The 25,335-nt window shown below is 72.1% G+C and carries 24 protein-coding genes; 14 read left to right on the top strand and 10 right to left on the bottom strand.

Translation table 11 applies throughout. From position 1 onward, the window contains the following. Positions 1-138 precede the first annotated feature (138 nt). The 6 genes from OM076_RS23410 to OM076_RS46275 all read left to right on the top strand — a co-directional run bounded on the left by OM076_RS23410 (position 139) and on the right by OM076_RS46275 (position 4,875). Positions 139-939 (top strand): metal ABC transporter permease, encoded by an 801-nt coding sequence (locus tag OM076_RS23410; RefSeq protein ID WP_270042503.1) that lies wholly within the window; start codon positions 139-141, stop codon positions 937-939. After that, entirely contained in the window at positions 936-1,880 is a 945-nt protein-coding gene (locus OM076_RS23405) for a metal ABC transporter substrate-binding protein (RefSeq protein ID WP_270042502.1), read from the top strand. The genes OM076_RS23410 and OM076_RS23405 overlap by 4 nt, the downstream gene beginning before the upstream one ends. Before the next feature lie 14 nt (positions 1,881-1,894). Further along, a complete protein-coding gene (locus tag OM076_RS23400; protein ID WP_270042501.1) occupies positions 1,895-2,602 on the top strand; it encodes a metal ABC transporter ATP-binding protein in 708 nt (235 codons plus the stop codon). Further along, positions 2,595-3,446, top strand: a complete 852-nt coding sequence (locus OM076_RS23395) for a metal ABC transporter permease (protein ID WP_270042500.1) — start codon at positions 2,595-2,597, stop codon at positions 3,444-3,446. Before OM076_RS23400 ends, OM076_RS23395 begins: the two co-directional genes overlap by 8 nt. 122 nt (positions 3,447-3,568) lie before the next feature. Continuing rightward, on the top strand, positions 3,569-3,943 hold the full coding sequence (locus OM076_RS23390; protein ID WP_270042499.1) for a BlaI/MecI/CopY family transcriptional regulator: 375 nt from the start codon (positions 3,569-3,571) through the stop codon (positions 3,941-3,943). After that, positions 3,940-4,875: a M56 family metallopeptidase gene (locus OM076_RS46275; RefSeq protein WP_270042498.1), complete on the top strand. Its 936-nt coding sequence runs from the start codon at positions 3,940-3,942 to the stop codon at positions 4,873-4,875. The genes OM076_RS23390 and OM076_RS46275 overlap by 4 nt, the downstream gene beginning before the upstream one ends. Positions 4,876-4,913: 38 nt before the next feature. Here OM076_RS46275 and OM076_RS23380 read toward each other — a convergent pair whose 3' ends face one another. Beyond that, positions 4,914-5,600 (bottom strand): TIGR03943 family putative permease subunit, encoded by a 687-nt coding sequence (locus OM076_RS23380; protein WP_270042497.1) that lies wholly within the window; start codon positions 5,598-5,600, stop codon positions 4,914-4,916. Beyond that, positions 5,597-6,925 carry a permease gene (locus OM076_RS23375; RefSeq protein WP_270042496.1) on the bottom strand — a complete coding sequence of 443 codons (1,329 nt, stop codon included), beginning with the start codon at positions 6,923-6,925 and terminating at the stop codon, positions 5,597-5,599. The genes OM076_RS23380 and OM076_RS23375 overlap by 4 nt, the downstream gene beginning before the upstream one ends. A 152-nt stretch (positions 6,926-7,077) precedes the next feature. Between OM076_RS23375 and OM076_RS23370 the strand changes: the two genes are divergently transcribed. Continuing rightward, positions 7,078-7,740 (top strand): bifunctional 4-hydroxy-2-oxoglutarate aldolase/2-dehydro-3-deoxy-phosphogluconate aldolase, encoded by a 663-nt coding sequence (locus tag OM076_RS23370; protein WP_270042495.1) that lies wholly within the window; start codon positions 7,078-7,080, stop codon positions 7,738-7,740. 385 nt (positions 7,741-8,125) lie between these two features. On the opposite strand, the gene OM076_RS23365 is transcribed toward OM076_RS23370, so the two are convergent. Continuing rightward, entirely contained in the window at positions 8,126-8,986 is an 861-nt protein-coding gene (locus tag OM076_RS23365) for a M28 family metallopeptidase (RefSeq protein WP_270042494.1), read from the bottom strand. 185 nt (positions 8,987-9,171) lie between these two features. Between OM076_RS23365 and OM076_RS23360 the strand changes: the two genes are divergently transcribed. Then, positions 9,172-12,411, top strand: a complete 3,240-nt coding sequence (locus tag OM076_RS23360) for a M14 family zinc carboxypeptidase (RefSeq protein WP_270042493.1) — start codon at positions 9,172-9,174, stop codon at positions 12,409-12,411. A gap of 24 nt (positions 12,412-12,435) precedes the next feature. Here the strand turns inward: OM076_RS23360 and OM076_RS23355 are convergent, their stop codons facing one another. From OM076_RS23355 to OM076_RS23345, 3 genes are all read right to left on the bottom strand, one after another. Continuing rightward, positions 12,436-13,860: an MFS transporter gene (locus OM076_RS23355; RefSeq protein WP_270042492.1), complete on the bottom strand. Its 1,425-nt coding sequence runs from the start codon at positions 13,858-13,860 to the stop codon at positions 12,436-12,438. A gap of 56 nt (positions 13,861-13,916) precedes the next feature. After that, positions 13,917-15,437 (bottom strand): BPSS1187 family protein, encoded by a 1,521-nt coding sequence (locus OM076_RS23350; RefSeq protein ID WP_270042491.1) that lies wholly within the window; start codon positions 15,435-15,437, stop codon positions 13,917-13,919. A gap of 76 nt (positions 15,438-15,513) precedes the next feature. Further along, the gene (locus OM076_RS23345; protein WP_270042490.1) at positions 15,514-16,584 is read right to left on the bottom strand and encodes an FAD-dependent oxidoreductase; all 1,071 of its coding nucleotides are present in this window, start codon (positions 16,582-16,584) and stop codon (positions 15,514-15,516) included. 164 nt (positions 16,585-16,748) lie between these two features. On the opposite strand from OM076_RS23345, the gene OM076_RS23340 reads away from it, so the two are divergent. The 4 genes from OM076_RS23340 to OM076_RS23325 are packed head-to-tail and all read left to right on the top strand — an operon-like array spanning position 16,749 to position 20,414. Then, entirely contained in the window at positions 16,749-17,627 is an 879-nt protein-coding gene (locus OM076_RS23340; protein ID WP_270042489.1) for a universal stress protein, read from the top strand. Further along, positions 17,624-18,595, top strand: a complete 972-nt coding sequence (locus OM076_RS46270) for a P-loop nucleotide/nucleoside kinase family protein (protein WP_270042488.1) — start codon at positions 17,624-17,626, stop codon at positions 18,593-18,595. Before OM076_RS23340 ends, OM076_RS46270 begins: the two co-directional genes overlap by 4 nt. After that, entirely contained in the window at positions 18,592-19,401 is an 810-nt protein-coding gene (locus OM076_RS46265) for a universal stress protein (RefSeq protein ID WP_270042487.1), read from the top strand. The genes OM076_RS46270 and OM076_RS46265 overlap by 4 nt, the downstream gene beginning before the upstream one ends. An 11-nt stretch (positions 19,402-19,412) precedes the next feature. Beyond that, on the top strand, positions 19,413-20,414 hold the full coding sequence (locus OM076_RS23325) for a YihY/virulence factor BrkB family protein (protein ID WP_270042486.1): 1,002 nt from the start codon (positions 19,413-19,415) through the stop codon (positions 20,412-20,414). On the opposite strand, the gene OM076_RS23320 is transcribed toward OM076_RS23325, so the two are convergent. The 3 genes from OM076_RS23320 to OM076_RS23310 form a co-directional block, all read right to left on the bottom strand. After that, positions 20,415-20,987: a hypothetical protein gene (locus tag OM076_RS23320; protein WP_270042485.1), complete on the bottom strand. Its 573-nt coding sequence runs from the start codon at positions 20,985-20,987 to the stop codon at positions 20,415-20,417. It lies immediately after the preceding gene. An 83-nt stretch (positions 20,988-21,070) separates the two neighbouring features. Next, positions 21,071-21,268, bottom strand: coding sequence for a hypothetical protein (locus OM076_RS23315; protein WP_270042483.1), 198 nt, complete (start codon positions 21,266-21,268; stop codon positions 21,071-21,073). 40 nt (positions 21,269-21,308) lie between these two features. Next, the gene (locus tag OM076_RS23310; RefSeq protein ID WP_270042482.1) at positions 21,309-22,496 is read right to left on the bottom strand and encodes an NAD(P)/FAD-dependent oxidoreductase; all 1,188 of its coding nucleotides are present in this window, start codon (positions 22,494-22,496) and stop codon (positions 21,309-21,311) included. A 166-nt stretch (positions 22,497-22,662) separates the two neighbouring features. Here OM076_RS23310 and OM076_RS23305 point away from each other — a divergent pair, with 166 nt between their 5' ends. Beyond that, on the top strand, positions 22,663-22,866 hold the full coding sequence (locus tag OM076_RS23305) for a DUF2188 domain-containing protein (RefSeq protein WP_270042481.1): 204 nt from the start codon (positions 22,663-22,665) through the stop codon (positions 22,864-22,866). Positions 22,867-22,868: 2 nt separating this feature from the next. On the opposite strand, the gene OM076_RS23300 is transcribed toward OM076_RS23305, so the two are convergent. Beyond that, entirely contained in the window at positions 22,869-24,365 is a 1,497-nt protein-coding gene (locus OM076_RS23300) for a GAF domain-containing sensor histidine kinase (RefSeq protein WP_270042480.1), read from the bottom strand. A gap of 88 nt (positions 24,366-24,453) precedes the next feature. Between OM076_RS23300 and OM076_RS23295 the strand changes: the two genes are divergently transcribed. Next, positions 24,454-25,332 (top strand): NAD(P)/FAD-dependent oxidoreductase, encoded by an 879-nt coding sequence (locus tag OM076_RS23295; protein WP_270042479.1) that lies wholly within the window; start codon positions 24,454-24,456, stop codon positions 25,330-25,332. The last annotated feature ends 3 nt before the right edge of the window (positions 25,333-25,335 follow it).

Here is a 25,335-nt window from a genome sequence, read left to right as displayed (position 1 = left end):
GAGGTGGAAGGAGCGGAGGGCCCGAGCGCTTACCTACAGGATAGACCCCCCGGACGGTCTCGCCGGACCATGCGCGTGGCAGTAGGAAAGGGCGCGTAATCCGACACGGTGTAGGACATCGCCGATACTCTGTTGAGAATGAGTCTCAACACGGTGTATCCCTACGTTCAGCGCGGCCTCGCCGAAGTGCTGCTGCTGAGCGTCGCCGCAGGGGTGCTCGGCACGTGGATCGTGATGCGCGGCCTCGCGTTCTATTCGCATGCGGTCGCCGCCGCCGCGTTCCCGGGCGTCGTGCTGGCCGCCGGCCTCGGCTTCGCGCCGTTCGCCGGTGCCCTCGGCAGCGGCGCGCTGGTCGCGCTCGGCGTCGGCGGCCTGTCGACACAGCGGCGCCCCGGCTATGACGTCCTGACGGCCCTGGCGCTGGTCGCGGCGCTGGTCGTCGGCGTCGTCCTCGCCTCCGACGTGTTCCACTCCGGGTCGGAGGTCGACACGCTGCTGTTCGGCAGCCTGCTCTCGATCACGGGCCGGGATCTCGTCAGCGCGGGTGTGGCATCGGCCGCCGCGGTGCTCGGGACGTTCACCCTCGGGCCGCGGTGGTTGGCCGCCGGCTTCGATCCGACGGCCGCAAAGGCCCTCGGGGCACGTCCCCGTCCGGCCGATCTGGCCCTGCTGGCGCTCGTCGGCTTCGCGGCCGTGGCCGCACTGGCCGCGGTCGGCGCGCTGCTGGCCACCGCGCTGCTCGTCGTGCCCGCCGTGACCACGCGTCTGTGGGTGCGGCGCGTCCTGCCCTGGCAGCTCGCGACGGTCGCGCTCGCGGCGGTCGAAGGCGTCGCCGGCGTCTGGCTCTCCCTGCGTACCAACGCCCCGCCCGGGGCGACGATCGCGACGCTCGCCGGCGCGGTCTTCTTGCTTTCGGCCCTCTGGAAAGGACGCCAATGAATACCCGCATCGCCCTCACCACCCTGCTGCTCGGGCTCGCCCTCGCGGCGTGCGGCAGCGAGGACCCGCCCGGAGCCGCCAAGGAGCGTCCGCTCGTGGCCGTCACGACGACCCAGCTCGGCGACATCGTCCGCGAGGTCGCCGGCACGGACGCGCAGATCCATCAGCTCCTGCAGCCCAACAGCGACCCGCACGAGTACGAGCCACGCCCCGCCGACGTGCAGGCCACGGCCGGGGCGAAGCTCGTGGTCGAGTCCGGCAACCTGCTCGATCACTGGATGGGTGACGTCGTCAAGCAGGCCGGTGGCAGCCCCGCGGTGCTGACGATCGCCCCCGACCACACGCCGTTCAAGCTCCCCGGCCAAGCGGAGGAGGGCGAGTTCGATCCGCACTGGTGGCACGACCCGCGCAACGTCGAGGCCGCGGTGACCGCGATCCGCGACGAGCTCACCAGGGTCGCGCCCGGCAACGCGCAGGTCTACAAGGCCAACGCCGACGCCTACCTGAGCAAGCTCAAGGCGCTCGACGCGGGGATCGCTGAGTGCATGAACCAGGTGCCGGCCGCCGAGCGCAAGCTGGTCACCAGCCACGACGCCTTCAACTACTTCACCAAGCGCTACGGCATCACCGTCGTCGGCGCGGTCATCCCGTCGCAGTCGACGCAGGCGCAGCCGTCGGCCGGCGAGGTTGCCAAGCTCGCGGCGCTCGTGCGGCGCGAGCACGTCAAGGCGGTGTTCCCGGAGAGCTCGATCAACCCGGCGCTCGCGAAGACGCTGGCGCGGGAGACCGGGGCCAAGGCCGACTACGTGCTCTACGGCGACACGCTCGGACCCGAAGGCTCCGACGGCGACACATACCTGAAGATGGAGGCGGCCAACGCGAACGCGATGGTCAAGGGCTTCACCGGAGAGCAGCGGGGATGCTCGATCAGCGGCCTCTGATCGAGGCGCGCGGCATGGCCGTCGGCTACCGCGGCGGCCCGCTCGTGCTCGAGGACGTGACGCTGGCCGTCGCCCGCGGTCAGCGGGTCGGCATCCTCGGGCCCAACGGCGGCGGCAAGACGACGCTGATGCGCGCTGTACTCGGCGAGCTCGCCCCGCGTCGCGGCGTGCTGTCCGTGCGCGGGCGCTGCGGCACGGTCCCGCAGACCGAACGCTCGCGCCTGGACTATCCCGTCTCCGCCCTCGACGTCGTGCTGATGGGCGTGATCGGGCGCGGCCCGTGGTGGCGCCGCCCGGGACGGGCCGACCGTGGGGAGGCGCTCGCCGTGCTCGAACGCGTCAGCCTCGCCGAGCACGCCCGCGTGACGTTCGGCGAGCTGTCAGGCGGCCAGCGCCAGCGGGTGCTCGTCGCCCGCGCCCTGCTGCAGGACGCGGACGTCGTGCTCTTCGACGAGCCGTTCACGGGCATGGACGCGCCCAGCGCCGCGCGGCTGATGGGACTGATCGACCTGCTCGCCACCGAGGGCCGCGCGGTGCTCGTAGCCACGCACGACGTCGGGCAGACGCTCGCGTGGGATGCCGTGCTGTGCTTGAACGGACGCCGCGTGGCCTTCGGACCGCCCGCGGACACGCTGACCGAGGACGTGCTGCGCGCGACGTACGGCCACGCGCTGGTCCGGCTCCCATCCGGCGGCACGTTCGCCGTCGCCGCGCATGCTTGACGCGCTTCTGGACCCCTGGCGCGAACCGATCCTGCGCGAAGCGCTGATCGAGATGGTCCTGGTCGGCGTCGCCTGCGGCGCGCTCGGCGTGTGGATCGTGCTCTACGGGCTCTCCTACAGCGCCGAGTCGCTGGCGCACGCGATGTTCCCCGGGCTGGCGGTGGCGGCGCTGGTGGGCGTCCCGCTGGTGCTCGGCGGCGCGGCCGGGCTCGCGCTGGCCGGCGTGCTGATCGTGCTCGCCGGGCGGGTGCGAGGCATCGGCGCCGACAACGCCGTCGCCGTGGTGATCACGACGCTCTTCGGCGTGGGCGCGCTCCTGGCGCTCTCGCCCGCCTCGCCGCCAGGGCTCCAGGGCCTGCTGTTCGGCGACGTGCTGGCCTCGAGCACCTCCGACCTCGCCCTCGCCGGAGCGCTCGCGGCCGCCGTGCTCGCGGGGATGTGGCTGGTGCACTGGCGGCTGCTCGCCGTCGGCTTCGACCGGCTCGGCGCCCGCGGTCTCGGCGTCGACCCGCTGGGCGTCGAGCTGGCGCTCTTCATCCTGCTCGCGGGAGCGGTCCTGGTCGGTGTCCAGGGCTTGGGCAACCTGCTCGTCGTGGCGGCGCTGATCGGGCCGGCGGCCGCCGCGCGGACCGTTGCACGCCGGGTCGCGCCGATGATCGTCACCGCGTGCGCCATCGGCGTCGGCGCGGGCATCGGCGGCCTCTACCTCTCCTACTACGCGGGGGTCTCGGCGGGCGCGGCGATCGCCGGGCTGCTCGTGGTGGCTTCCGTCGTGGCAGCGGGGTTGGGCCGCGCCCGCAGGCGCGGCCCAGACGGGGGTTTCCACGCTCAAGACGGGGTCTAAGACGTCGTGAACGTACGGCGATCTTACTCCTACATCTTGTAGGTATCAAGCCCCGAATGCGTCGCGCTCATGAGCTTCGACAGGCTGTAGGAATTCGACCCTTTCGGTGGCATACTGCCGAGGTGGCCGATTCCCAGTCGATCCAAGGTGAGCTCCAGGGTCAGGTGATGGCGGCGATCTGGCGGCTCAACGCCGGCACCGTCGAGCAGGTCCGCGAAGAGCTCCCGTCGCGCTACCAAGGCGCGTACAACACCGTCCAGACCGTGCTGAACCGCCTCGCCGAGCGCGGCTTGCTCGAGCGGGTCCGCGAGGGTCGCGGGTTCGTTTACAAGCCGCGGGTGAGCGAGGCCGAGTATCTCTCGGGCAGCATCCGCAGGACGCTGTCCGGGGCGTCGAGCGGCGCGCGCCAGGCCGCGCTCGCCAGCATCATCAGCGGCCTCCGTCCCGAAGAGCTGTCCGAGCTCGAGCAGCTGGCACGCGAGGCCCGCGACAAGTGATCGGCGTCGCGGCCGGAGTCGTCGTTCTCGCGGCGATCGGCCTTCCGCATCTGTTGCGGCTGGAACGGACTCCAGCGGGCTTTGCGGCCGCGATCTGGCTGAGCGTCCTGCTGCTGCGCGCGATGGCGTGCCTGGCGGCGGCCGTCGCGGCCGAGCTGTATCTCCCCGTCACCGGGCTGGTCACGCCGCTGGAGAGCTGGTGCGTCGCGGGCTCGACCGCGCTCAGCGGCCACGACGCCGCCGACTTCGTGCTCGCGCTTCCCGCCCTGACCCTCGCGGCGTCGTTGTGCGGAGTGATGGCCGGGCTGTGGCGCGCGTCGCGGCGCGTCCAGACGCTGCTGCGCACGTCGGTCGTCGGGCCAGGGCCGGATGGCAGCCTCGTGGTGGCCGATGGCGCGATGCTCGTCGCGGTTGCGGGCCTGCGACGCCCCAAGGTCGTGATCTCGGCCGGCGCGCTCGTCGAGCTCGACGACGACGAGCTCCTCGCCAGCCTGGCCCACGAGCAAGGCCATATCGCGCTCCGCCACCGGTATCTGCTCGTCGCCGGTGAGCTGGCCCGCGCGGTCGCGCGCTTCCTGCCGGGCACGCGTGCGGCGGCGCGCGAGCTGCTGTTCTCGCTCGAGCGCGATGCGGATCGCTACGCGCTCGAGCGCAGCCACGACCCGGCCGTGCTGGCGTCGGCGATCTTCAAGGCCGCGCGCGGGTCCACCGCGCCGGCGATGCTGGCCCTCGGCGGCGGCGTGGTGGTCCGCCGCGCCCGGCTGTTGCTCGAGGCCGGCGCGCAACCGGCGCATCTGGGGCTGATCGCGCTCGCCCCGGTCATGGCGGCGTTGGTCGCGGCAAGCGCCATCGCGCTCCCGTTCGTCGCGCACGCGGGCTACCACCGCTCCCACGAGCACGGTCATGCGTGCTCGACGTCTCACAGCGTGTAGGTCGAACGTTCGGCCAGACCGGCCGCGGACGATACCTACTAGTTGTAGGGATTGCTGGGCTCGGAGACCTTGTCGAGGGCCGTCGCGGCGACGCTGAGCGTTGAACCGGGCTGTCCCGCCAGCGTCCCGCGGACGCGAACCCAGGCGTCGACCGGGGTGGGCGGCTCGCCGGCGGGCGGCGTGATCTTCACGCTGTAGGCCGTCGCATCCGCCGCGCAGCAGCTGACGAAGAACCGCGAGAGCTCGAGCTGGCCGCCGGGAAGCTTGTCGCGGGACACGAAGCCGACAAAATCGACCGCCTTGCCGGTCGCGAGGTCGTTGGCCGCGGCGTACTTGGCCGAGTCGGCCGCCCAGGCGATCTCGTAGAGGCGGATCTCGCCGTCGACCGGGGCGTCGATCGGCGCGGGCGGGTTCTTGGTGCGCTTGTTCTTGACCGCGAGCGCGCCGAGTGAGGGCGCGGGGACCATCAGGGCGAGCAGGATCGGGGCGATCAGCAGGCCGTTCGCCCCGACCTCACGGGCTGAAGCGGCTCGCGGGTGGCTGCGCGCGCCCCAGAGGTACGCGACCGCGACGAGCGGCAGGGTGAGCGCGCCGAGGGTCACCACCCACGCGGTCTTGGGGCCGATGTAGGTCGTCGCCCGCCCGCTGATCCAGAGGTAGGCGAAGAAGGCGCCCCAGGTCGCGAGCGCGAGCCCGCGGACCACACGTGTCCAGTCCCAGTTCATCCCGCCACCGCCTGAAAGACCATCGAGCCCGCCACGACGACGGGCACCACCACGAGCGCGAGCTTGAGCACGAACGCCCGTCCGAACGTGCCGCCGTAGAGCAGCGCGAGCTTGGTGTCGAGCACCGGCCCGGCGGCGAGGAACGCGAGTTGCGGGCCGAGCGGGAACTGGATGAACGACACCGCGACGAAGGCGTCGGCCTCCGAGCAGAGCGAGAGAAAGAACGCGAGCACGATCATCAGCAGCGCGCCGATCACGGGTGAGGTGAGCACGCCGGTGAAGACGCTCTGGGGGATCACGGTCTGCATCGCCGCCGCCAGTGCCGCGCCGAGCACGATGAACCTGCCCATCAACAGCAGATCGGCCGCGAGGTGGTCGACGAAGCCCCGCGCGCGCCCATCCCCGTGGTGGTGGTGCTCGTGCCCGGGATCGTGGGCGCGCGCGTTGTCGACCAGCTTGCCGGCGCCGCCGCGGGCGATCAGCGTGCCGGCCGCAAGCGCCACGACCAGCCCGAGCGTGGCGCGCCCGATCACCATCTCCAGCGCCCCGCGCCCGCGATAGGCGACCGCGGTCGAGAACAGCACGACCGGGTTGATGACCGGCGCGGCGAGCATGAAGGCGATCCCCGCTGCGGGATGCGCGCCCCGCACGATCAAGCGCCGCGCGACCGGCACCGATCCGCACTCGCACACCGGCATCGCCAACCCCGCGAGCGCCACGCCGGGAATCTGCAACGGCAAAGGCAGCCGCGCGATCGCGGCAAACCACCGCTCGGGGACGAACACCTCGATCGCCGCCGACACCGCCGCGCCGAGCAGCACGAACGGCAGCGCCTCGACCGCGATCGACGTCCCGATCACCAGGAACGTCTGCACGCGTGCGAGATCACCCACCTGCAGCAGACGGCCTGCGGCGATCAGCAGCGCGATCAGCGCGAAGCCGCCGATCGCCACGCTGCGACGCCGCCGCGACAGCACGCCCCAGGTGCCGGCGACCCCGAGGGTCAGGAGACCGGGCAGGGCGACGCCGAGTGCGCGGTCGCTGGGGTCGAGCGTCTGCGAGAGCTGCACGGCGGCGACCGTCCCCGCGACCAGCGCAGCGCCGAGCAGGGCGGCGGCACGCCGATCGAGCCCGCCGGCGAGCGCCGCCAGCACGACGAACGGCAACCAGCACCAGAGATGGAAGGGGACGTACGCGGGCGAGAAGCCGAGGCCGCGCCAGCTTTCCATCCACACATAGGGCGAGAGCGCCACCGCCGCGCCCAACGCCGCGATCCCCGGGACGCGCAGCCGCGGGACGCGGGCGTTGATGAGGAGTCCTGCCATCGGGGCATCGTCTGTCTCTCACCACACACCGGTCTAGGGGTCGCAGGTGTGGAGTTAAGTCCACACCTCCGTAGGAACACGAGGTAGGTCGCAAATGCCTTGCGGACGAATGATCGACAGCTAAGTCCTAAGGTCTGTAGGATCATTGCGCGATGAATCGCGTTCAGGACATAGGCGAGTCCGCCGTGGTCGGCCGGCTCGCTCAGAGCCGGATCGTCGCCGTCGCGGCGCTCGACGATGCCGAGCAGATCGAGGCCGTCGGCGCCAGCCTCTCCCGCGGCGGCGTTCCGTGCCTGCAGCTCGCGGAGTCGCGCAGCGGCGCGATCCGGGCCGCGCGGCGCGTCGATGGCCTGCTGGTCGGCGTCGGGAATATCCGGACGACCGACGCGGCCGGGATCGCCGTGCGCGCGGGCGCGCACTTCGCGACGGCGCCCGTGACCGACATGGAGATCGTGCACGCATGCCGCGAGCTCGAGCTCCCGTTCTTCCCCGGGGTCGCGACGCCGAGCGAGATCGGGCGGATGCACGCGCTGGGCATCCGCACCGTCTGTCTCTTCCCGGTCGACCTGCTCGGCGGGCCGGCCTTCGTCGAGACCGTCGCGGCGATCTACCCGGAGATGCGCTTCATCGCGAGCGGGAGGATCGGCCCGGAGTCGCTGCGCGGCTACCTGCAGCTGCCATCGGTGCTGGCGGTCGCCGGCAACGGGCTCGTGCGGCCAGACCTCGTGCGGACCCGCCACTACGAGCGCATCGAGTGGCTCGCGGGCGAAGCGGTCCGCGCGCGGCGCGTGACCCGTCCCGCCGCCGCGGCCTAGAGGGACGAACGTCAACTGCGCCGGGTGGGGGAGGGGGAGTGGCGCGCCGGTCGCCGTGGTTGACCGTGCGCGTTTGAGGGCCGGATCGCGAGTTTCGATCAGGTTCGCACTGGTCGAGTTGGCGCGCTGGCGGGGGTGAGGAACAAATGAGTCCTCACAGGACGCATTTGTTCGTCACCCCCCACGCGCATGACTTCGTTGCTCGCCGAAACCGATCACCGCAAGGCCCGGCGCGGACCGGGGTGTCAGCACCACGCCCGTAACTGTCGGTATCCCAGCACGGCACTTCGACCCCAACAGAGCCGCGCACCGAGGCGGTCCACGACAGTCGGACCCGGAGGGTGCGCCACTCCCCCTCCCCACCCGGCGCAGTTGACGTTCGTCCCTAGCCGCGCTCGAGGCGCGTCACCAGCTCCAGCACGCTCTCACCCACGGCGTCGATCGCCTTCGGGGACAGCTGGTCGATGCCGTCCTGGAGCGTGTGGCCCGGGTAGCTCCAGTCGATCAGGTCGATCGCCGGCACCCGCGTCTCGAGGAACGGCGTGTGATCGTCGATGATCGCGGTCCCGGTCTCGTCGGGGAACACCGACTGCTGGCCGACGGCGCCCGCCGCCGCGCGCAATGCGTTCCACAACGGCACGTCCGACGTCCCCTCACGCGGGAGCCGCAGACCGCGATTGCCCACGTAGTCGAGCAGAATCATCTGGGCGGTCTCATCCGGATGGGCGCGCACGTAGGCCCGCGAGCCGCGGAGCCCGCTGTTGGCGAAATCGGGGTCGTCCTCCGGCAAGCCGCTCGGCGGCTCTTCGCCGTCGAAGAGCACGAACGTCACCTCGCGCGCGTTGCGCGGGCGCGGCATCCGGGACAATGCCCGGCTGAGCTCCACGACGATCGCGCTGCCCGCCGCGCCGTTGTTGGCTCCGACGAATCCCTTGGGCTTGACGAGCGTGTCGTAGTGGGCGCCGACGACGATCCCCGGCCGGCGTCCCGGGAGCCGGGCGACGACGTTGCGCAGCCCCGGCTGGCCGGGGATCGCCTCGAACCGGCCGCCGGGCATCCGGTCGCGTAGCCGCACCGCCAGGCGGCGGAGCTGCCGCGACCCGGCCGGACGCTGGCCTGCGGCCACCTGCAGCTCGATCAGCGACCAGGCGCGGCGCTCGTCGAACCGTGCGGGCGGCGGAGACGCTGATCCACATCCGGCGAGCAGTAGGAGCGCGAGCGTCGCCACCGTCTTCGTTCGGTTCATCGCCGCCATTGCGCAAGATCCTACGAGCCGTAGGTCAACTGCGGAGACATCTCCACACCTCGCACCCCTCGCGGGACGCCAGAGAGTCTGGGAGCTTCGCTCAGGAGAGTGGTCTGAGTGCAAGATGACCGGAGGGATTCATGGTCGGGAGAGGGTCAGTAGGTCTCACGACGAGGCGCGCGCGAGTGACGGCGCTGCTCGGTCTGGCGTTGGCGTCGCCCTTGGGAGCGAGCCAGGCGTTCGCGCAGCTGCCGGACGACGCGGGGCGGCGATTGGTGATGGTCACGGCGGACACCCGTGACGAGATCGACCAGCTGCAGAGCAAGTACGACGTCGGCTATGTCGGCGAACCGACCGAGGCCGCCGTCTACCTCAACGACGCAGAGGAAGGCGTGCTGCGCGCGGAGGGCTACACGATCGGCGAGACGATCGCGGATCGCAACACCTGGCTGGCCCGCAAGGCCGAGATCGCGGCGACGGACGAGGCAGAGCGCAAGGCGCGGGAGTACGCCGTCGAAGGCGCTCCGGCCGCGGGCAAGGCCAAGGGTGCGGTGGCGCCGCCGGGCGAGACCGTGATCATGCGCGCGTACACCTTCACCAACTACGCGGGCAAGTTCCTCTACGTCGAGGCGCACAACAAGGCGACGACGCCGACCACCGGCCCGGTGCTGACGATGGCCTACGCCGGCCCGGACGGCGTCTTCCGCACCGGCGTGAACATCAACAACAGCGCCATCACGCCCGACGGCAACGACTCGGCCAGCACGGGCAACAAGCTCGTCGACGCCGGGCAGTACATGTACCACCGCATCCTGCTGCCGCTGCGCGGCGACGACGCGAACCTCAAGGCGTCCGACATCACGGTCCGCGTCGCGGCCAGCACCGGGTCGGTCGACACGAGCTCCGTCAAGGAGTGGGCCGGGGCCGAGCTGCCGACGCGCGCCGGCGGCTTCCTGAAGGACTTCATCACCAAGTACATGGACCCGACCGAGGCGTACGGGCGGCTGGACGCGCTCGCCGCCGAGTTCCCGGACATCGCCGAGATCGTCCCGCTGCCGGAGAAGTCGCCCGGCTACCAGCGTCCCGCGATGGCGATGATGGCCGGGACGACGGCGTCAGGCTCCAACCCGGCGACCGCCAACCAGCCGCTCGCGGTGCAGCTGTTCTCCAAGGCCATGGGCCATCTCGGCGGCAACCTGATCAGCGCCGAGTTCAAGCACCCGGGCTCGCCCAGCTCGGCGCTCGGCGTGACCGTCACCGGCAACGACATCGTGGTGAACCTGGCGACGGACGCCGCCGGGGCGCCGAGCAGCACGGCGGCGCAGGTGGTCGCCGCGATCAACGGCAGCGAGGCCGCGAGCGCGCTCGTCACCGCCTACACCTACGCCGGCAACGCGGGCGCGGGGATCGTGCCGGTGCGCGCCAAGGTGCAGCTGTCGGACTTCCTCGCCGCGCCCCCGAGCGTGCAGCGCGGGCCGTTCCCGATGCGCGTCATGCGGATCGGCAAGCACCGCGACGGCACGAAGACCGGCGTGTTCATCTACTGCGAGCAGCACGCGCGCGAGTGGGTGACGCCGATCACCTGCGTCGAGACCGCCGAGCGGCTCGTGCGCAACTACGCGATCGACCCGACGACGAAGGCCTACGTCGACAACCTCGACATCTTCATCCTCCCGTCGGTGAACCCGGACGGGTCGCACTACTCGTTCTACGACTCGAGCGTCCAGCGCAAGAACCTCGTCGACTACTGCCCGGTCAACGCCGCCAGCGGCGCGATCGGCGGGCGCAACAACTGGGGCGTCGACCTCAACCGCAACAACAGCGTCGGGTCGCTCTTCGACGGCTACTCCGGCGCGAGCACCAACTGCACGAACGAGACCTACTCCGGGCCGTTCGAGCAGTCCGAGCCCGAGATCCGCAACGAGCACTGGCTCGTGGACACGTTCCCGAAGATCAAGTTCGCGATCAACATCCACACCCACGGCGGGTACTTCATGTGGGCGCCCGGCTCCTACGTCCAGCAGGGCCGCGTGACGCTGCCGGCGCCGAACATCGGCATCGAGAACTACTTCTTCGACGTCGCCGACGAGATCCTGTCGCACATCCGCTCCTCGCGCGGGACGGTGATCCTGCCGCAGCGCACCGGCCCGATCGCGGACGTCCTGTACTCCGCCGCGGGCAACTCGGCCGACGATCAGTGGTACCGCAAGGGCATCGTCGCCTACTCGTTCGAGGCCGGCGCCCAGCGGATCTCGGTCAATCAGACCACGGGCGCGGTGACGCGCACGAACGTCGGCTTCCAGCCCTGCTTCGGCGGGCCCGGCACCAACGGCGGCCAGGGGTCCACGTGCGGGACCGTCACCACGCCGAACCCGCTGCTGGTCAACGAGGGCCATGACTCGGCGATGGAATTCGCCGAGGGCAACTACGGCCTGCTCCAGGGCGCGTACGAGTTCTCGCAGGACGCCACGCCGCCGGTGACGACGCTCGACTCGGGCAACGTCACGGTCTCCAACCAGCCGATCGCCTACCGGTTCACCTGGCCGGGCGAGTCGGCCGTGATCCGCTACACCACGGACGGTTCCACGCCCAACGCGGACTCCCCGCAGTACCAGAACCAGGGCGCGCGACGCCCCGGCGAGGTGCTGACCGTCGGCAGCACCGGCAAGACCACCGTCAAGTGGTTCGGCACCGACATGAAGGGCAACGTCGAGGCCGTGCGGTCGCAGACGTTCCTGATCGAGCAGACGCCGCCCTCGGTGACGATCGCCAACCCGGTCGACGGGGCCGTGTACACGCAGGGCCGGCCGGTGCCGGTGTCGTTCGCCTGCGCGGACGAGGCGGGTGGGTCCGGCGTGGCCGACTGCGTCGGCTCGACCGCCAACGGCGCGACCCTGCCGACGGACACGCCGGGGACGTTCACGTTCACCGTGACCTCGCACGACGTGGCCGGCAACGTCACCACCGCCACGCGCTCCTACACGGTCATCCCGGCGGTCAACACGAGTGGCAACACCAGCGGGACCGTGCCGGCGACGCTGTCGCTCACCCTCGGCGCGGCGGCCTCGTTCGGCCCGTTCACGCCGGGCCTGGCCCACGACTACACCGCGGGCACGACGGCGACGCTGATCTCCACGGCGGGTGACGCGCTGCTCTCGGTCGCCGATCCGAGCGCCGTGGCGACCGGCCATCTGGTCAACGGGTCGTTCTCGCTGCCGCAGCTCCTGCAGGCCCGCGTGGGGTCGGCGGCGTTCGCGCCGGTCGGCGGCTCGGCGGCCCCGACGCCGTTGCTGGCGCTCTCGAACCCGGTCAGCAACGGGGTGCAGACGGTCGACTTCAAGCAGTCGATCGGGGCCACCGACGCCCTGCGCACCGGCCCGTACAGCAAGACGCTGACGTTCACGCTGTCGACGACGGCGCCGTAGAGCATCGCTCGGCGGGGGAGGCGGTCACGCCTCCCCCGTGGCGATGCCCGCAGGCATGCGCTCCACGCCCGGGAGCAGCTGGACGAGCGCCGCCACGGCCAGCGAGACGCCGACGATCGCGGTCACCGCCAGCTCGAATGCCCCCGCGAAGTCGCCCGCGGCACCGAGCGCGCCGTAGAACACGGCGCCGATCACGGCGACGCCGAGCGTGTTGCCGACCTGCGTGGCGGTGGACAGGACGCCGGTGGCGGCGCCCGCGTCACGCGCCTCCATCCCCGCCAGGACGGTCGAGACGAGCGGGGCGGTCAGCAGGCCCATGCCGATCCCGTCGACCACCAGCGCCGGGATCAGCACGCCGGTGTCGCCGCCGAGCCCGATCGCGCCGACGGTCAGCGCCAGCGCGCCCAGGCTCGCCGCGCGGATGACGCCGCCCAGCGCCAGCGCCTGCTTGCCCAGCCGCGGCACGAGCTTCTCGGAGGCGATCGACGCCGCCAGGTAGCCGACCGCCAGCGGCGTGAACACCAGGCCGGAGCTCAGCGCGTCCAACCCGCGGCCCTGCTGGAGGTAGACCGCGAGGACGAGGAAGAACGACGCCATGCCGGCGTAGAAGACGGTCGTGCTCACCAGCCCGACCACGAACGCCCGCTTGGCGAACAGCGCGGGCGGCAGCAGCGGCGCACCGCCGCGGGCGGCCAGCCGGCGCTGCCAGGCGACGAAGCCGGCGAGCAGCGGGCCGGCGGCGGCCAGCGACACCCACGTCCACAGCGGCCAGCCGCGCTCGCGACCCTCGGCCAGCGGCAGGACGACCGCCACCAGCGCCGCGGCCACCAGCACGGCCCCGCCGATGTCCAGCCGGTCGCGTTGCGCGCCGCGCGACTCCGGCACCACGCGCGGGGCGAGCGCCAGCGCGACGGCACCCACGGGCAGGTTCACGAGGTAGCAGCTGCGCCAGTCCAGCCCGAACACGTCGAAGTGGATGAGCAGCCCGCCGATCAGCTGGCCGCTCGCCGCGGCCAACCCCATCACGAGGCCGTAGAGCGTGATCGCGCGCACGCGCGCCTCACCCGCGTAGGTGACGCCGATGATCGCCAGTACCTGCGGGGAGAACAGCGCCGCCCCCAGGCCCTGGACGATCCGCCCGGCGATCAGCACCGCCGGATCACCCGCCACGCCGCACACCGCCGAGGCGAGCGTGAACAGCGCGAGGCCGAGCATCAGCGCCCGCCGGCGGCCGATCAGGTCACCGAGGCGGGCGCCGACGATCAGGCACGACGCCAGCGCGATCGCGTAGCCCGTGACGACGAGCTGGATCTCGCCGTCGGAGGCCTGCAGGTCGCTCTGGGTCGCCGGGATCGCGACGTTGACGATGAAGAAATCCAGGACGAAGATGAACGTCGCGGCCATCAGCACGGCGAGAGCCAGCGCCGGCCGCTGCTTGGTCTCGGTCATGCCAAGCAGCGTGCCGGGCACCGGGGCGCCTGTCGATTACGTCCCAGGTAATGCGGCTACGGCATCGTCGTCGCCAAGGTGAAGGTCAGCGTCTTGGAGTAGGCGCCGGTCCGCAGGGCGTCGGTGGCGCCGATGTGCTGGTTGAACGTGATGGTGATCGTGTCGTTGGACACCGGCGCCGCCCAGGCGGCCTTCGAGAACGACACCTGTAGCGGTGACGGCAAGCTGAACGTGCCGTTGGTGAGGCGGCCCGGATCGCTGACGCTCAACCCCGCGTCGCCTGCGGTGGAGATGACCGTGGCGGTCGTGCTCGTCGTGTAGTCCTTCGCGAGGCCGGGCGTGAACGCGCCGAACGTAACGGGTGAGACAACGGAGAGCGCGAGCGTCGCGGGCACGGTCCCACCCACGCCGCCCGGGATCGTCGTCACCGGGTCGCACGCGTCGCCGAGCCCGTCCTTGTCGCTGTCGAGCTGGCCGTCGTTGGCGACCTTCGAGCAGTTGTCGACCTCGTCGAGGCGGGTGTCCGCGTCGCTGTCGCCGACCGTCGAACGCCACGCGTTGACCAGGAAGTGCGAAGCCATGCCGTCAGGCTCACGCGCGATCCAGCCGTTGCGGGTCGTGCTGGTGTGCCACGGATCGACCACGACGCTCGGGGGGTTGGGGAACGGGTCCAGGTTGAACACGAGCAGGCGGGTGTCGAACGGCGGCTGGCGGTTCTCGGCGAACAATGGATTCGTGCGGTCGATCGGCTCCGGCGGGATCGTGTACTTCGGCAGCGGGCAGGACGGAGCCAGCTCGAGGGCGAGGTACGCGTAACACGTGCGTGCGAAGAAGGCGTCGTGCGCGTGGATCAGTGCGAAGTAGCGATCCGCAGGCGTCGCCACCGGCTTCTTCACCCACCCGTGCTTGGCGTCGGTCCACCCGTGAAAGAGCGACACGCGGGCCATTTCGTGCCCCGCCGCCATCAGGACGGCCTCGCCGGCGCCGAGCGACGCGCCGCTGATCACGGTCTTCTTCCACACGGGCACCGGCTCCACGCCGCTCGAGTCGACGAACTGCGACCAGCCCTCGGCCGGGAAGGCCCCGGCGAGGTAGGAGAGGACCTTGTTCAGCCGGTTCTCGATGCTGTTCGGCCGGTCGATGTCGACGACGCTCGACTCTCCGCGCCCGTCGAGAATCTCCATCCGGGCGTTGATGGCGCAGTCCGGCGGCGCCTCACTGGCCTCCACCCCCGTCCCGCATCCGGCGGGCGGTAGCGCCGCGATCGGCGCCTCGTTGCGGTATGCCAGGACGATCGTGTGGTAGCCGAGCCGCGCCATCTCGCTACCGAACTCGGTCCAGTCCGTCGGGACGTTGGTCGCCCCGCCGCCGGGGAGGAACACCAGCAGCTTCCCGACGCGCCGAGCCGGATCGGCGCTCAGCCAGATCAGATTCGACCCGCGCGACGTGGCGATGCCCGGATCGTTGACGTTGGCCGCGACCGTGTGCGTCGGAGGCAGCACCTGAGCCCGAGCGTCGGTCGCGGACGCGGACAACACCAGCACCGCGAGCGCCAGGAGGCTTCGCCGGAGGGTCATGCTGTCTCCTCTCTGGAGACTTAGGGTGCAAGCGAACCTAACCGCTTAATGCCCCCTGCGCAAGCTCACGCTCCGCTCATGCCGCGACCGTCTCGTCGGCGCCGCGGAGGTAGGGCGCGAGGTAGCGGCCCGGCACCTGCGCCGGCTCGTCGTTCCCGGCGCCGTCGCCGACGGGGATCGGCGCCGCGGTGCCGGCGAGCAGCGTGGCGCGCAGGACCGGCGTGAACGGCTCGCTGCCGGCGGGAGCCGCGATGGCTGCGGCGACCGCGTCGGCCTGCTGGCCGGCCACGCTGCCGTGCTTGACCGGGTAGTCGGTGGCGTCGCCCGCGGCGTACACGTCTTCCAGCCCTTTCACGCGGCCAAACCGGTCGACCGGGATGAGCCCGAACTCGCCACCCGCCGGGATCCCGGCGATGCGCAGGCCGCGCACGAGCGGCAGCGCGACGATGCGATCGGCCGAGATCGAGCCGCCCGCCACGCGCACATCGCCCTCAACGACCCGGGCCGTCTGGCCCGCGATGAAGTCGATGCCCGCGGCCGCGAGCGCCGCGGCAACCGTCGCGCTGGCCTCGGCGCCGAACGCTTCCAGCGGCCGGACCTCACGGGTGATCAGCGACACGCGAACCGTGTGTCCGCTCTTGGTGGCCAGCAACGCGGCGTCGTAGAGCGGCACCAGCCAGCCCGCGCGCGAGGGCGCGACGAACGCGACGCTGCGCACCCGCCCACCGGCGATCTCCTCGCGCAGCGTCCGCAGCTCCTGCGACTCGACCGTGCCGCCGAGCGCGATCACGCCCTCGAACGCCGGGACCGTCTGGGCGCCGTGGGCGAGCACGAGGCTGTCGTACGGCAGCGGATCCCCGCGGCGCAGGACGACCCGGCGCCCCACGGGGTCGACGGAGGCGACGGCCGCTTGGACCAGCGTCACGCCCAGGTCGTCGGCGATCGCCCTCAGCGGGCGACGATGCGCCCCGTGGCGACTGGGCACCGCCGCGACGAGCGCAGGCTGCAACACGAAGTCCGGTTGCGCGGCGACAAGGGTGATGTGGACGCGATCGCCCGCCGCCTCGCGGAGGGCGAGGACCAGCTCGAGCGCCGCGATCCCACCCCCGACGACGACGATCTCGGCAGTGGGCGAGCTGGTGGGCATCCACCCACCCTACGCGCCCACGTGCGCGGGGCCGTTCGCGGACGGCCTCCAAGTGTGCGGGAAACCCGCACGGTTGCCGCGTGCGTCACCCCGATGACGCGCCCGGGCGACGCACCTACGGTGACCGCACCGGCCGGGCAGCACCAACGAAACAAGGACCCACCATGAGCACCATCCTGATCGGCGTCGACGCGTCCGGGCGTTCTGAAGACGCGATCGCGTTCGGCCGCGACCTGGCCGCGGTCACCGACGCTCATGTGGTCGTGGCGTGCGCTTTCCCCTATGACGACCTGCCGGCCCGCGGGTCCAACCCGCCCTACCGCGAAGCGCTCGGCGACGAGGCGGAGCGGATCGCCGGCGCCATGCGTGACCGCCTCGACGGGATCGCCACCGACCGGACGCGGCTCCGGATCGTCGCGAATCAGTCGCCGGCGCACGCCCTGCACGACCTGGCCGTGGCGGAGCACGCGGAGATCATCGTCGTCGGTTCCTCGCATGCGGGCCGTTTCGGCCGCGTCACCCCTGGCACCACCGGCGAGCGGCTTCTGCACGGGTCGCCGTGCGCGATCGCCGTCGTGCCGCACGGGTACGGCGCCCGCCATGACCGGCCGATGCGCCGGATCGGCGTCGCCTACGACGCGTCGGACGGCGCCGAGCTCGCGGTGACCGCGGCGGTCGAGCTCGCGCGCGCCCTTGACGCCGGACTCGAGATCATCGGCGTCGTCGCGGCCGCGGACGACACAACCTCGGGCACAGACGTCGAGCGCGACGCGCAAGCCGCCCTTGACGCCGTCGCCGCGGAGCTCCCTGCTGTCGGCTTGTGCCTCACAGGCGACCCGGCCGCCAAGCTCGGTGAGCGCAGCGCCGACCTCGACCTGATGCTCGTCGGCTCGCGCGGCTACGGCCCGCTGCGGTCCGTGCTCGTGGGCGACGTCAGCGGACGGTTCGTGCGCACCGCCGCGTGCCCGGTGATCGTCCTCCCGCGAGGCGCCGGCGCGCCGCTCGGAGCGCTCTTCGCTCGCGCTCCGGCGGTCGCGGCGTGAGCGCCGCCGGTTCGCACAGCTTCGAACCCACGGACCGCGCCGAGCGGCTCGTGTCGAGCCTCGACGAGACCCTCAACACGCTGGCCGCTGTGGGCGCGCCGCCGCGACGGCTCGCCGAGCTCGCCCGCTTCTGCCACGCCGCGTTGGAAGGGCTCGGGCCGGAGCTCGCGCAGCGCGGGACCTCGCGCGAGAACCTCTCCGTCCCGCGCATGCGAGGCGGAGATCCGGCGAGCGAGCCGCTGCTCGCCTTCCTGTGCGCCTTGCGCGCGCTCAGCCGCGCGAAGATCGAGTTCCTGCGCGCGACGCAGCTCGCGGGCACGGCCGGAGACGATCGCTCGATGCGCGGGGTCGAGCTGATCGGCGTGGCCGAGCGCTTCGCCTGGTGTGCGCGACTGCCCAGCGTCGTCTGCGTCGCCGGGCTCGCTGCCAGCGGCAAGTCGACCGTTGCCGGGGCACTGGCGGCTGCGGCCGGGCGTTCCGTCGTCTCGTCGGATCGCGTCCGCACCCGTCGCGCCGGGCTCGACCCGGACGAGCGCGCGGTGCACAGCTCATACGGCGACGAGGAGAGCCGCGCGGTCTACGTCGAGCTCGCGCAGTGCGCGGCCGACGCCGCCGACCGCGACGGCGGGGTCATCGTCGACGCGACGTTCCGCCGGACGAGCGATGTCGACGCCTTCGCCGCGGCGGCGCCGATCACCTCGGCGGCCGAGTGGGTGGTGTGCGAGGCGCCCCCGGCCGTGTTGATCCAGCGCGCCCACGCACGCGAAGTCGCCGGCGCGGATCCCGGCTCCGGGCCGTCGGTCGTCGCCGCTGAGCTCGCCGGCCACCGCGGGCGATTCGTCGCTCCCGTCGCGCCGTTGGTCCGGCTCGACACGACCCGACCGGTTCCCGACCTGCTCTCAGACCTCGCCGGCGTGCTGGACGCACGGCTGGCCCGCCAGATCACCGACGAAGGGACTCCGTCGTGAGCACCATCCTCATCGGCATCGACGGCTCGGAGCGCTCCGAGGAGGTGATCGCCTTCGGCGGCCGCCTCGCGAACGCCTCCAGCGCCGACGTCATCGTCGCCGGCGCGAGCCTCCGCGACGATGTGCTCGACCGGCTCGAAGGGATCGCCCCGGGACGCGTGACGATCCGGCCACTCGACCACGCGTCGCCCACGCGCGCGCTGTACGACCTCGCCGAGGCCGAGCTCGCCGCGTTGATCGTCGTCGACTCCACCCCGGGTGGCATGAGCGAGCGGTTGTTGCACGGCGCGCCGTGTGCCGTCGCCGTCGTTCCGCATGGCCCCCGCGCCGCGGCGCCGATGGGTCGCATCGGCCTCGCCTACGACGCGTCGGAGGAAGCGCGCGCCGCCGTGACCGGCGCCGTCGATCTCGCGCGCGCACTCGACGCCGAGCTCGAGGTGCTCGGCGTCGTCTCGACCACGGGCGTCGGCGCCATGCTGCGCGGCGCGGAATTCCGCACGATCCGCAAGGACCTCGAACACTCGGTCCAGCACGGCCTCGCCGCACTGATGGCCGGGCTCGAAGCCGACGTGACGGCGACCAGTCACCGGTTGACGGGCGACCCCGCCGAAGTGCTCTGCGAGCGCACCGCCGATCTCGAGCTGTTGCTGATGGGCTCGCGCGGCTACGGCCCGCTGCGCTCCGTCCTCGTCGGCGGGGTCAGCGGACGCGTCGCGCGTGCCGCGCAGTGTCCCGTGATCGTCGTCCCGCGCGGGGTCGAGGCGCCGCTCGGCGCGCTCTTCGCCGGCGATCGGACTGCCTGCTAAGTACCCAGGTCATGCCGAGCCGGGTCCTCGCCGCGGTTGATGGCTACCAGCGCAGGCACCGCTGGCTCGGCTTCCCGATCGCCGTCGTCTACAAGTTCTTCGACGACCAGGGCAGCTACCTCGCCGCGCTGATCGCCTACTACGGCTTCCTGTCGCTGTTTCCGCTGCTGCTGCTGCTCGTGACGATCCTCGGCTTCGCGCTGGACGGCAATCCGGACCTGCAGGCCGACCTCTTCAACTCCGCGCTCGCGCAATTCCCCGTCGTCGGCACGCAGCTGCGCGAGAACGTCCACTCGCTGACCGGCAGCGGCGCCGGGCTGGCGATCGGCATCGTCGTGCTGCTCTACGGCTGTCTGGGCGTGGCGGGAGCGCTGCAGAACGCGTTCAACCGCGCCTGGGCGGTCCCGCATCACCGGCGCCCCAACCCGATCGTCGCGCGCCTGCGCAGCCTGCTCCTGCTGCTCGTGCTCGGCGCGGGCGTGCTCGTGACGACTGTGCTCGCGGCGCTCACCACGGGCGCGGACGCCTACGGCGCCGACGTCGGCGGCGCCCTGCGCATGGGCGCCATCGTGCTCGCGGTGCTGGCCAACTTCGGCCTGTTCACGATCGCGTTCCGCGTGCTCACGGCGAGCGAGATCGCCACGCGCGACCTGCTGGTCGGCGCCGTCGTGGCCGCCGTCGGGTGGCAGGCGATGCAGATCCTCGGCACCTACTTCGTCACCCACTCGCTGAAAGGCACGCAGGAGGCCTACGGCGTCTTCGGGCTGGTGCTCGGCCTGATCGCGTGGATCTACGTGCTCGCGCTGCTGACCGTGTTGGCGACCGAGATCAACGTGGTCATCGCCCGGCACCTGTGGCCGCGGGCGCTGCTCACGCCGTTCACCGACAGCGTCGAGCTGACCGGCGCCGACGAGCGCGCCTACACCGGTTACGCCGGGAGCGAGGCGCGCAAGGGCTTCGAGGTCATCGACGTCGGCTTCGAGAAGCCGGCCGGCGATGACCCGGAGCGGTGACTAGGCGACGGGAGCGGGCTCCTTGACCGCCGTGCGCTCGAACTTCGGCGTGGTACGGACCGCCGCCGCCTTGCGGCCGAGGCCGCCGAGGGTGAGGACGAGGAACCCGATGCCGCTCAGCAGCAGCGCGAAGCCCATCACGATCGCGAACGTCGCCACCTGCTCGGCGAAGTACGCCGTGTTGAGGGCGGTGGTGAGCGCCGTCTCGGTGACCCAGATCTGGCGCGCCTGGTTGGCGACCGGCTGCTTGGTCTGCGGGTCGAGGGCCGCCTTGGCCTTGTCGTCGGTCGGCTTGCCGGCGGAGTCGAGGTACTGGCCCATCTGCGAGTAGGTCTTGCCGTCGGTGGCCTCGAGCGTGTGGTGGCGCATGATCTTCGCGAACGCCTGCGCCTTGGCGCCGGTGTCGACGAGCTGACCCGGGATGGTCGAGTCAGGTGTGCCGACGATCTGCTCCGCGGCGAGGTCCGTGCGAACCGTATGACGTCCGTTGAAGCCGGTGTAGATCGCGCCGATGCCGAACGCGATGAGGACGACGCTGGCAACGATTCCGCCGTACTGCAGGAGTTTTCTCATGCCTCCATCTCACTGCCAAACGGCTCGCGGCACATCAGCAGTCAGGCGCTCATCGGCTGCGGGAAACCCGCAGCCGACGGGGGCTATACGCGGTACAGGAACGTATAGCGAGCGGACTTGCCGCTCTGCATCCACCCCTCGAGGCAGTACCGGCAGGTGGTCCCGTCGTCGGCCGGGACGTCGAGCGTCTTCGGCGGGCGGCCCTCGATCACCTCGGCGTCCTGCGTCCCGCCCGCGAGCGGACCGTCCTCGAAGCTGGCGATGATGGTCGGAGCAGACATGGTGTTGAAGGCACCCTACTCCGCCGGCGGACGGCGCCGATCAGTGCAGGCTCAGGACTTCGACCGGGTGCGTGTCGGCGACGACGCGGGACTCGACCGGGATGCCTTGGACGTGGCCGAAGTCCTCGTCGAGGCTCTGCAGGTAGCCCGCCAGCTCGCGGCCGGCGATCTTGGCCGGCGGCCACCACAGCGCGCGGCCCGCGACGGCGGACTCGTCGGCGGCCACGTCGCGGCGCAGGAAGCGCGCCCAGCGTTCGGTCAGCAGCATGCCCCGCAGGACCGGGCTGAACGGGACCGGCTCCAGGTCGGCGCCGGCGCGAGCCGCGATGTGCTCCGCCGCTGCGTCGGCCTGCTGGCAGGCGAGTCCGCCCTGCTTGACGGGGAAGGCCGTGACGTCACCCGCGGCGTAGACATCTGGCGCTCCGGTCACCTGGCTGTAGCGGTCCGTGACCAGGAAGCCGTCGCCGTCCGCGGGCAGACCGCTGATCGCCGGGCCCTTCAGGCGCGGGAGGGTGACGACGCGCTGGACGGCGAGCTCCTCCCCACCGGGCGCGAGGTGCAGATGGCCGTGCTCCAGCCGCTCCGTCCTGCTCGAGGTGTGCATCACGATCCCCGCCGTGGCCAGCAGCTCCGCGACCTCGCGCGAGGCCTCGGGACCGAACAGGGCCAGCGGCGAGTCCTCGAGCGTCACGAAATGCAGTTCCGGATTGACGCCCATCTCGAACGCGCGCTCGGCGAGCATCAGCGCGAGCTCGTACAGCGGCAGCGGCCAGGCACCGCCCGGCGGAACCACGAACGTGACGCGCTGCGTGTAGCCGCCCTCGATGTCCTGGACGAGGCCGTGCAGCGCCTTGGCCGCGTTGAGCGAGCCGTCGAACGCGGTCTGCCCGCGAGCGGGCGCCACCGGCACGGCGCCGGCCGCTACGAGCAGCACGTCGTAAGCGATGCGCTCGCCGTCGGCGGTCCGCACGGTGTGCGCCGCCGTGTCGACGCTCGCCAGCGTCCCCAGCCGATGCTCGAACCCGGCATCGGTCGCGAACCGGGCGATCGGATAGTCGATCGCGCCCCCGGCGGCGAAGGGCTCGAGCACGCTCAGCGGGCGGTAGTTGAACTCGCGGTCGGGCGCCAGGAGGGTCGTGACGACGCGCTCGCCCGCGAGCCGGTGCAGGCTCAGCGCGGCTTCGAGCGCCGCGGGACCGCCGCCGGCGATGAGGACGTTGGTGGGCATGCAAGCCACGCTACGTCCGCGCGAGCGCCCACGGGACCGGGAGAACGCCGCTCCCGCGCGTGGAAAACCCACATGCCGGCACGGGCAACCCGAACTGCGGCTCCTCCGGCCCGGGCTGCGGGCTTCCACGGATGGACGCCGGCGCGGCGGCGCTCACCCTGCAGGAATGACCTCCGCCGCTCCCCTCCACGTCATTCCGCACCGGCTCGGGACCTGGCACGTGCAGCGCGAGGGCGAGGAGGAGCCGCTCTCCGAGCACGGCAGCGAGACCGAGGCCGAACTGGCGGCCACGCGCGACGCGGGCGGCGCCGACGTCTTCGTCCACGACCGCTACGAGCGTGTCCACATCGCCGGCTGCGCGGACGAGTAGACCTACGCCGGGAACGAGCCGTGCACGGTGGTCCCGGCCACCGACGACTCGACACGCATCGCGCCGCCGACGAGGCCGGCGCGCTCCTTCATCCCGACCAGGCCGAAGCCATCGCCGCGCCGGGCGGGATCGAAGCCGCTGCCGTCGTCGGCGATCTCGAGCTCGATCGTGCCGGGCGCGCGCCGCATGCGGACCCGCAGGTGCTCGGCGCGGGCGTGCTTGGCCACGTTGGTCAGGGCTTCCTGGGCGAAGCGGTAGATCGTCGTCTCAAGCTCGGGGTCGAGGCGTTCTGACCCGATCTCGAGATCGCCGGTTACGTCGAGGCCCTCGACGGTGCCGATGCGCGCGAGCAGGCTCTCCAGCGCCGGTTTGAGGCCGAGCTGGTCGAGCGCCGCGGGCCGCAGCTCGGTGATCAGCGTGCGCACCCCTTCGATCTGTTCCTGGATCCGTTCGGCGACCAGCCCGACCGCGAGGTCCACGCTGCGGCGATCGGCATCCGGGCCGGCAGACGCCAAGAGGACGCTCAGGCCCGCGAGACCCTGCAAGGTGTCGTCGTGCAGCTCGCGCGCCCAGCGGCGGCGTTCGCTCTCCGCCGCCGCCAGCGAGTCGTGCAGGCGCTCGCGCTCGACCGTCTTGGCGGTCGCCACCGCGGTCGCGGCGCTCGCCGCGAACGTCACGAGCAACGACTCCTGCGCGGCGTCGAACTGGCCGTCGCCGGTCATGCTGTCGAACGCCGCGAGCATGCCGAGCGCGTGCTGGCGATACACCAGCGGCACCAGCATGCCGGTCTCGGCGCCCACGACCCCGAGCCCGGCGTCCTCGAGCCGCAGCATCGTCTGCGCGTCGGTCATGCGCGTCGGGCCCGCGGCGGAGAGGACCTCCCCCGCGGCCGTCCCTCCGATCGGGATCCGTGAGCCGACGGCGCGGCTCTCGACCTGGCCCGCGCTCGCCGCGACGACGAGCTCCGTCCCCTCGGCGAGCAGCAGCACGAGCGAGCGAGCGTCGATCAGCGCCCGCCCGCGCGTGACGATCAGCTCCAAGACGCGACCCACGTCGGTCTCGGTGCCGATGGCGCGCACGATCGCGGTCGTCGCCTCGAGCCCCTCAACCGCGCGCTCGAGTTCCTGCTTGCGCACCTGGACGCCCTCGTAGAGCCGGGCGTTGTCGATCGCGATCCCGGCCCAGCCGGCCAGCACCGTCGCCGTCTGCTCATCGGCCGCCGTGAACTCGGTCGCATCCCGCTTCTCGGTCAAGTGCAGCGCGCCCCAGACCTCGCCGCGGATCACGATCGGCACGCCGAGGGAACTGCCGGTGGCCGGACGAGCGATGACGCCGATCGCGGCCTCGCGCGCGCCGGTCAGCTCGGTCGCGACGTCGAGCAAGAGCTCGAGGATGCCGTCGAGGTCGAGGTGCGCGACCAGCGCCCGTCCAGCCTCCAGCAATCGCCGGAGGGTCGCTTCGTCGAGCGCGAGGAGCTCGTCGATGGTGCGATCGGGCACTCCCCCCGCATCCTAACTGCGGCTTTCCCCCGGGCGCCGACGTATTCCGCCCCGGCGCGAGCCGCAGCGCTCGCCGTAGGTTGGTCCGATGGCCGAGGAACCGTCCAGCAAGGTCCTTGTCGCGGGCGGCGGCGTCGCCGGCCTGGCGGCGGTGCGCGCACTGCAGGCCGCGGCTCCCGGCCACTTCGACGTCGAGCTCATCACCCCGCAGCGCCACGTCACCACGCGGTCGCTCGACGCCGGCCCGCCGTTCCTACGGGCGACGACCGCGCGGGTCGAGCTCGCCGAGCTCGCCGGCGAGCTCGGGTTCCGCTTCACCCGCGACGCGCTCGAGGCGGTCGACCCCGGCGCGCGCGAGTTGCTGACGCAGGGAGGCGCTCAGCGCTTCTACGACACCTTGATCCTCGCGCTGGGCACGCGGCCGGCGGTCGCCGTCGAAGGCACCGTGCCGTTTCGCGGACTCGAGGACCTGGGCGCCGTCGTCGCCGCGCTCGAGCCGGTCGCGTCGATGGCGTACGTCGCCCGTTCGGCGAACATGTGGACACCTCCGCTGTATGAGGTCGCGCTACAGACCGCGGCATGGGCGGCCCACCGGGGCGTCGCGCTGCGTGTGCTGGTCGTCACCGCCGAACGGACGACCGACCCGCTGAGTGCCCGGCTGCTCGCATCCGGCATCGGCCTCATGGACGAGACCGTGGTCGAGCGGTTCCATGACGGCCGCCTGGAGCTCGCGGGCGGCGGCACGATCTCCGCCGAGATCGCCGTCGCCCTACCCCACCTCGTGGGGCGGGCCGTGAGCGGTCTGCCGCCGGGAGCGGCGAACGGCTTCACCGACGTCGACGAGACGGGGCGGGTGACCGGCGTCGAAGACATCTACGCCGTCGGCGACATGACCGGCAGCCGCTTGCTCGCCGCGCGGCAGGCCGGCCTGGCGGCGGACGCCATCGCCGCTCGTGCGGTCGTCTAGCCG

Source organism: Solirubrobacter ginsenosidimutans (assembly GCF_027587205.1).
Note: the sequence above shows the minus strand (reverse complement) of the source record. Positions and strands in the feature narration are given on the sequence as shown.

Coding starts and splice junctions, on each gene's coding strand:
- OM076_RS23315 (WP_270042483.1), bottom strand. CDS start 21,268: ATGTCTGCTCCGACCATCATCGCCAGCTTCGAGGACGGTCCGCTCGCG.
- OM076_RS23350 (WP_270042491.1), bottom strand. CDS start 15,437: ATGACCCTCCGGCGAAGCCTCCTGGCGCTCGCGGTGCTGGTGTTGTCC.
- OM076_RS23370 (WP_270042495.1), top strand. CDS start 7,078: ATGAATCGCGTTCAGGACATAGGCGAGTCCGCCGTGGTCGGCCGGCTC.
- OM076_RS23365 (WP_270042494.1), bottom strand. CDS start 8,986: ATGAACCGAACGAAGACGGTGGCGACGCTCGCGCTCCTACTGCTCGCC.
- OM076_RS23355 (WP_270042492.1), bottom strand. CDS start 13,860: ATGACCGAGACCAAGCAGCGGCCGGCGCTGGCTCTCGCCGTGCTGATG.
- OM076_RS23405 (WP_270042502.1), top strand. CDS start 936: ATGAATACCCGCATCGCCCTCACCACCCTGCTGCTCGGGCTCGCCCTC.
- OM076_RS23310 (WP_270042482.1), bottom strand. CDS start 22,496: ATGCCCACCAACGTCCTCATCGCCGGCGGCGGTCCCGCGGCGCTCGAA.
- OM076_RS23320 (WP_270042485.1), bottom strand. CDS start 20,987: ATGAGAAAACTCCTGCAGTACGGCGGAATCGTTGCCAGCGTCGTCCTC.
- OM076_RS23395 (WP_270042500.1), top strand. CDS start 2,595: ATGCTTGACGCGCTTCTGGACCCCTGGCGCGAACCGATCCTGCGCGAA.
- OM076_RS23345 (WP_270042490.1), bottom strand. CDS start 16,584: ATGCCCACCAGCTCGCCCACTGCCGAGATCGTCGTCGTCGGGGGTGGG.
- OM076_RS23325 (WP_270042486.1), top strand. CDS start 19,413: ATGCCGAGCCGGGTCCTCGCCGCGGTTGATGGCTACCAGCGCAGGCAC.
- OM076_RS23295 (WP_270042479.1), top strand. CDS start 24,454: ATGGCCGAGGAACCGTCCAGCAAGGTCCTTGTCGCGGGCGGCGGCGTC.
- OM076_RS23410 (WP_270042503.1), top strand. CDS start 139: ATGAGTCTCAACACGGTGTATCCCTACGTTCAGCGCGGCCTCGCCGAA.
- OM076_RS23305 (WP_270042481.1), top strand. CDS start 22,663: ATGACCTCCGCCGCTCCCCTCCACGTCATTCCGCACCGGCTCGGGACC.
- OM076_RS23375 (WP_270042496.1), bottom strand. CDS start 6,925: ATGGCAGGACTCCTCATCAACGCCCGCGTCCCGCGGCTGCGCGTCCCG.
- OM076_RS23340 (WP_270042489.1), top strand. CDS start 16,749: ATGAGCACCATCCTGATCGGCGTCGACGCGTCCGGGCGTTCTGAAGAC.
- OM076_RS23400 (WP_270042501.1), top strand. CDS start 1,895: ATGGCCGTCGGCTACCGCGGCGGCCCGCTCGTGCTCGAGGACGTGACG.
- OM076_RS23380 (WP_270042497.1), bottom strand. CDS start 5,600: ATGAACTGGGACTGGACACGTGTGGTCCGCGGGCTCGCGCTCGCGACC.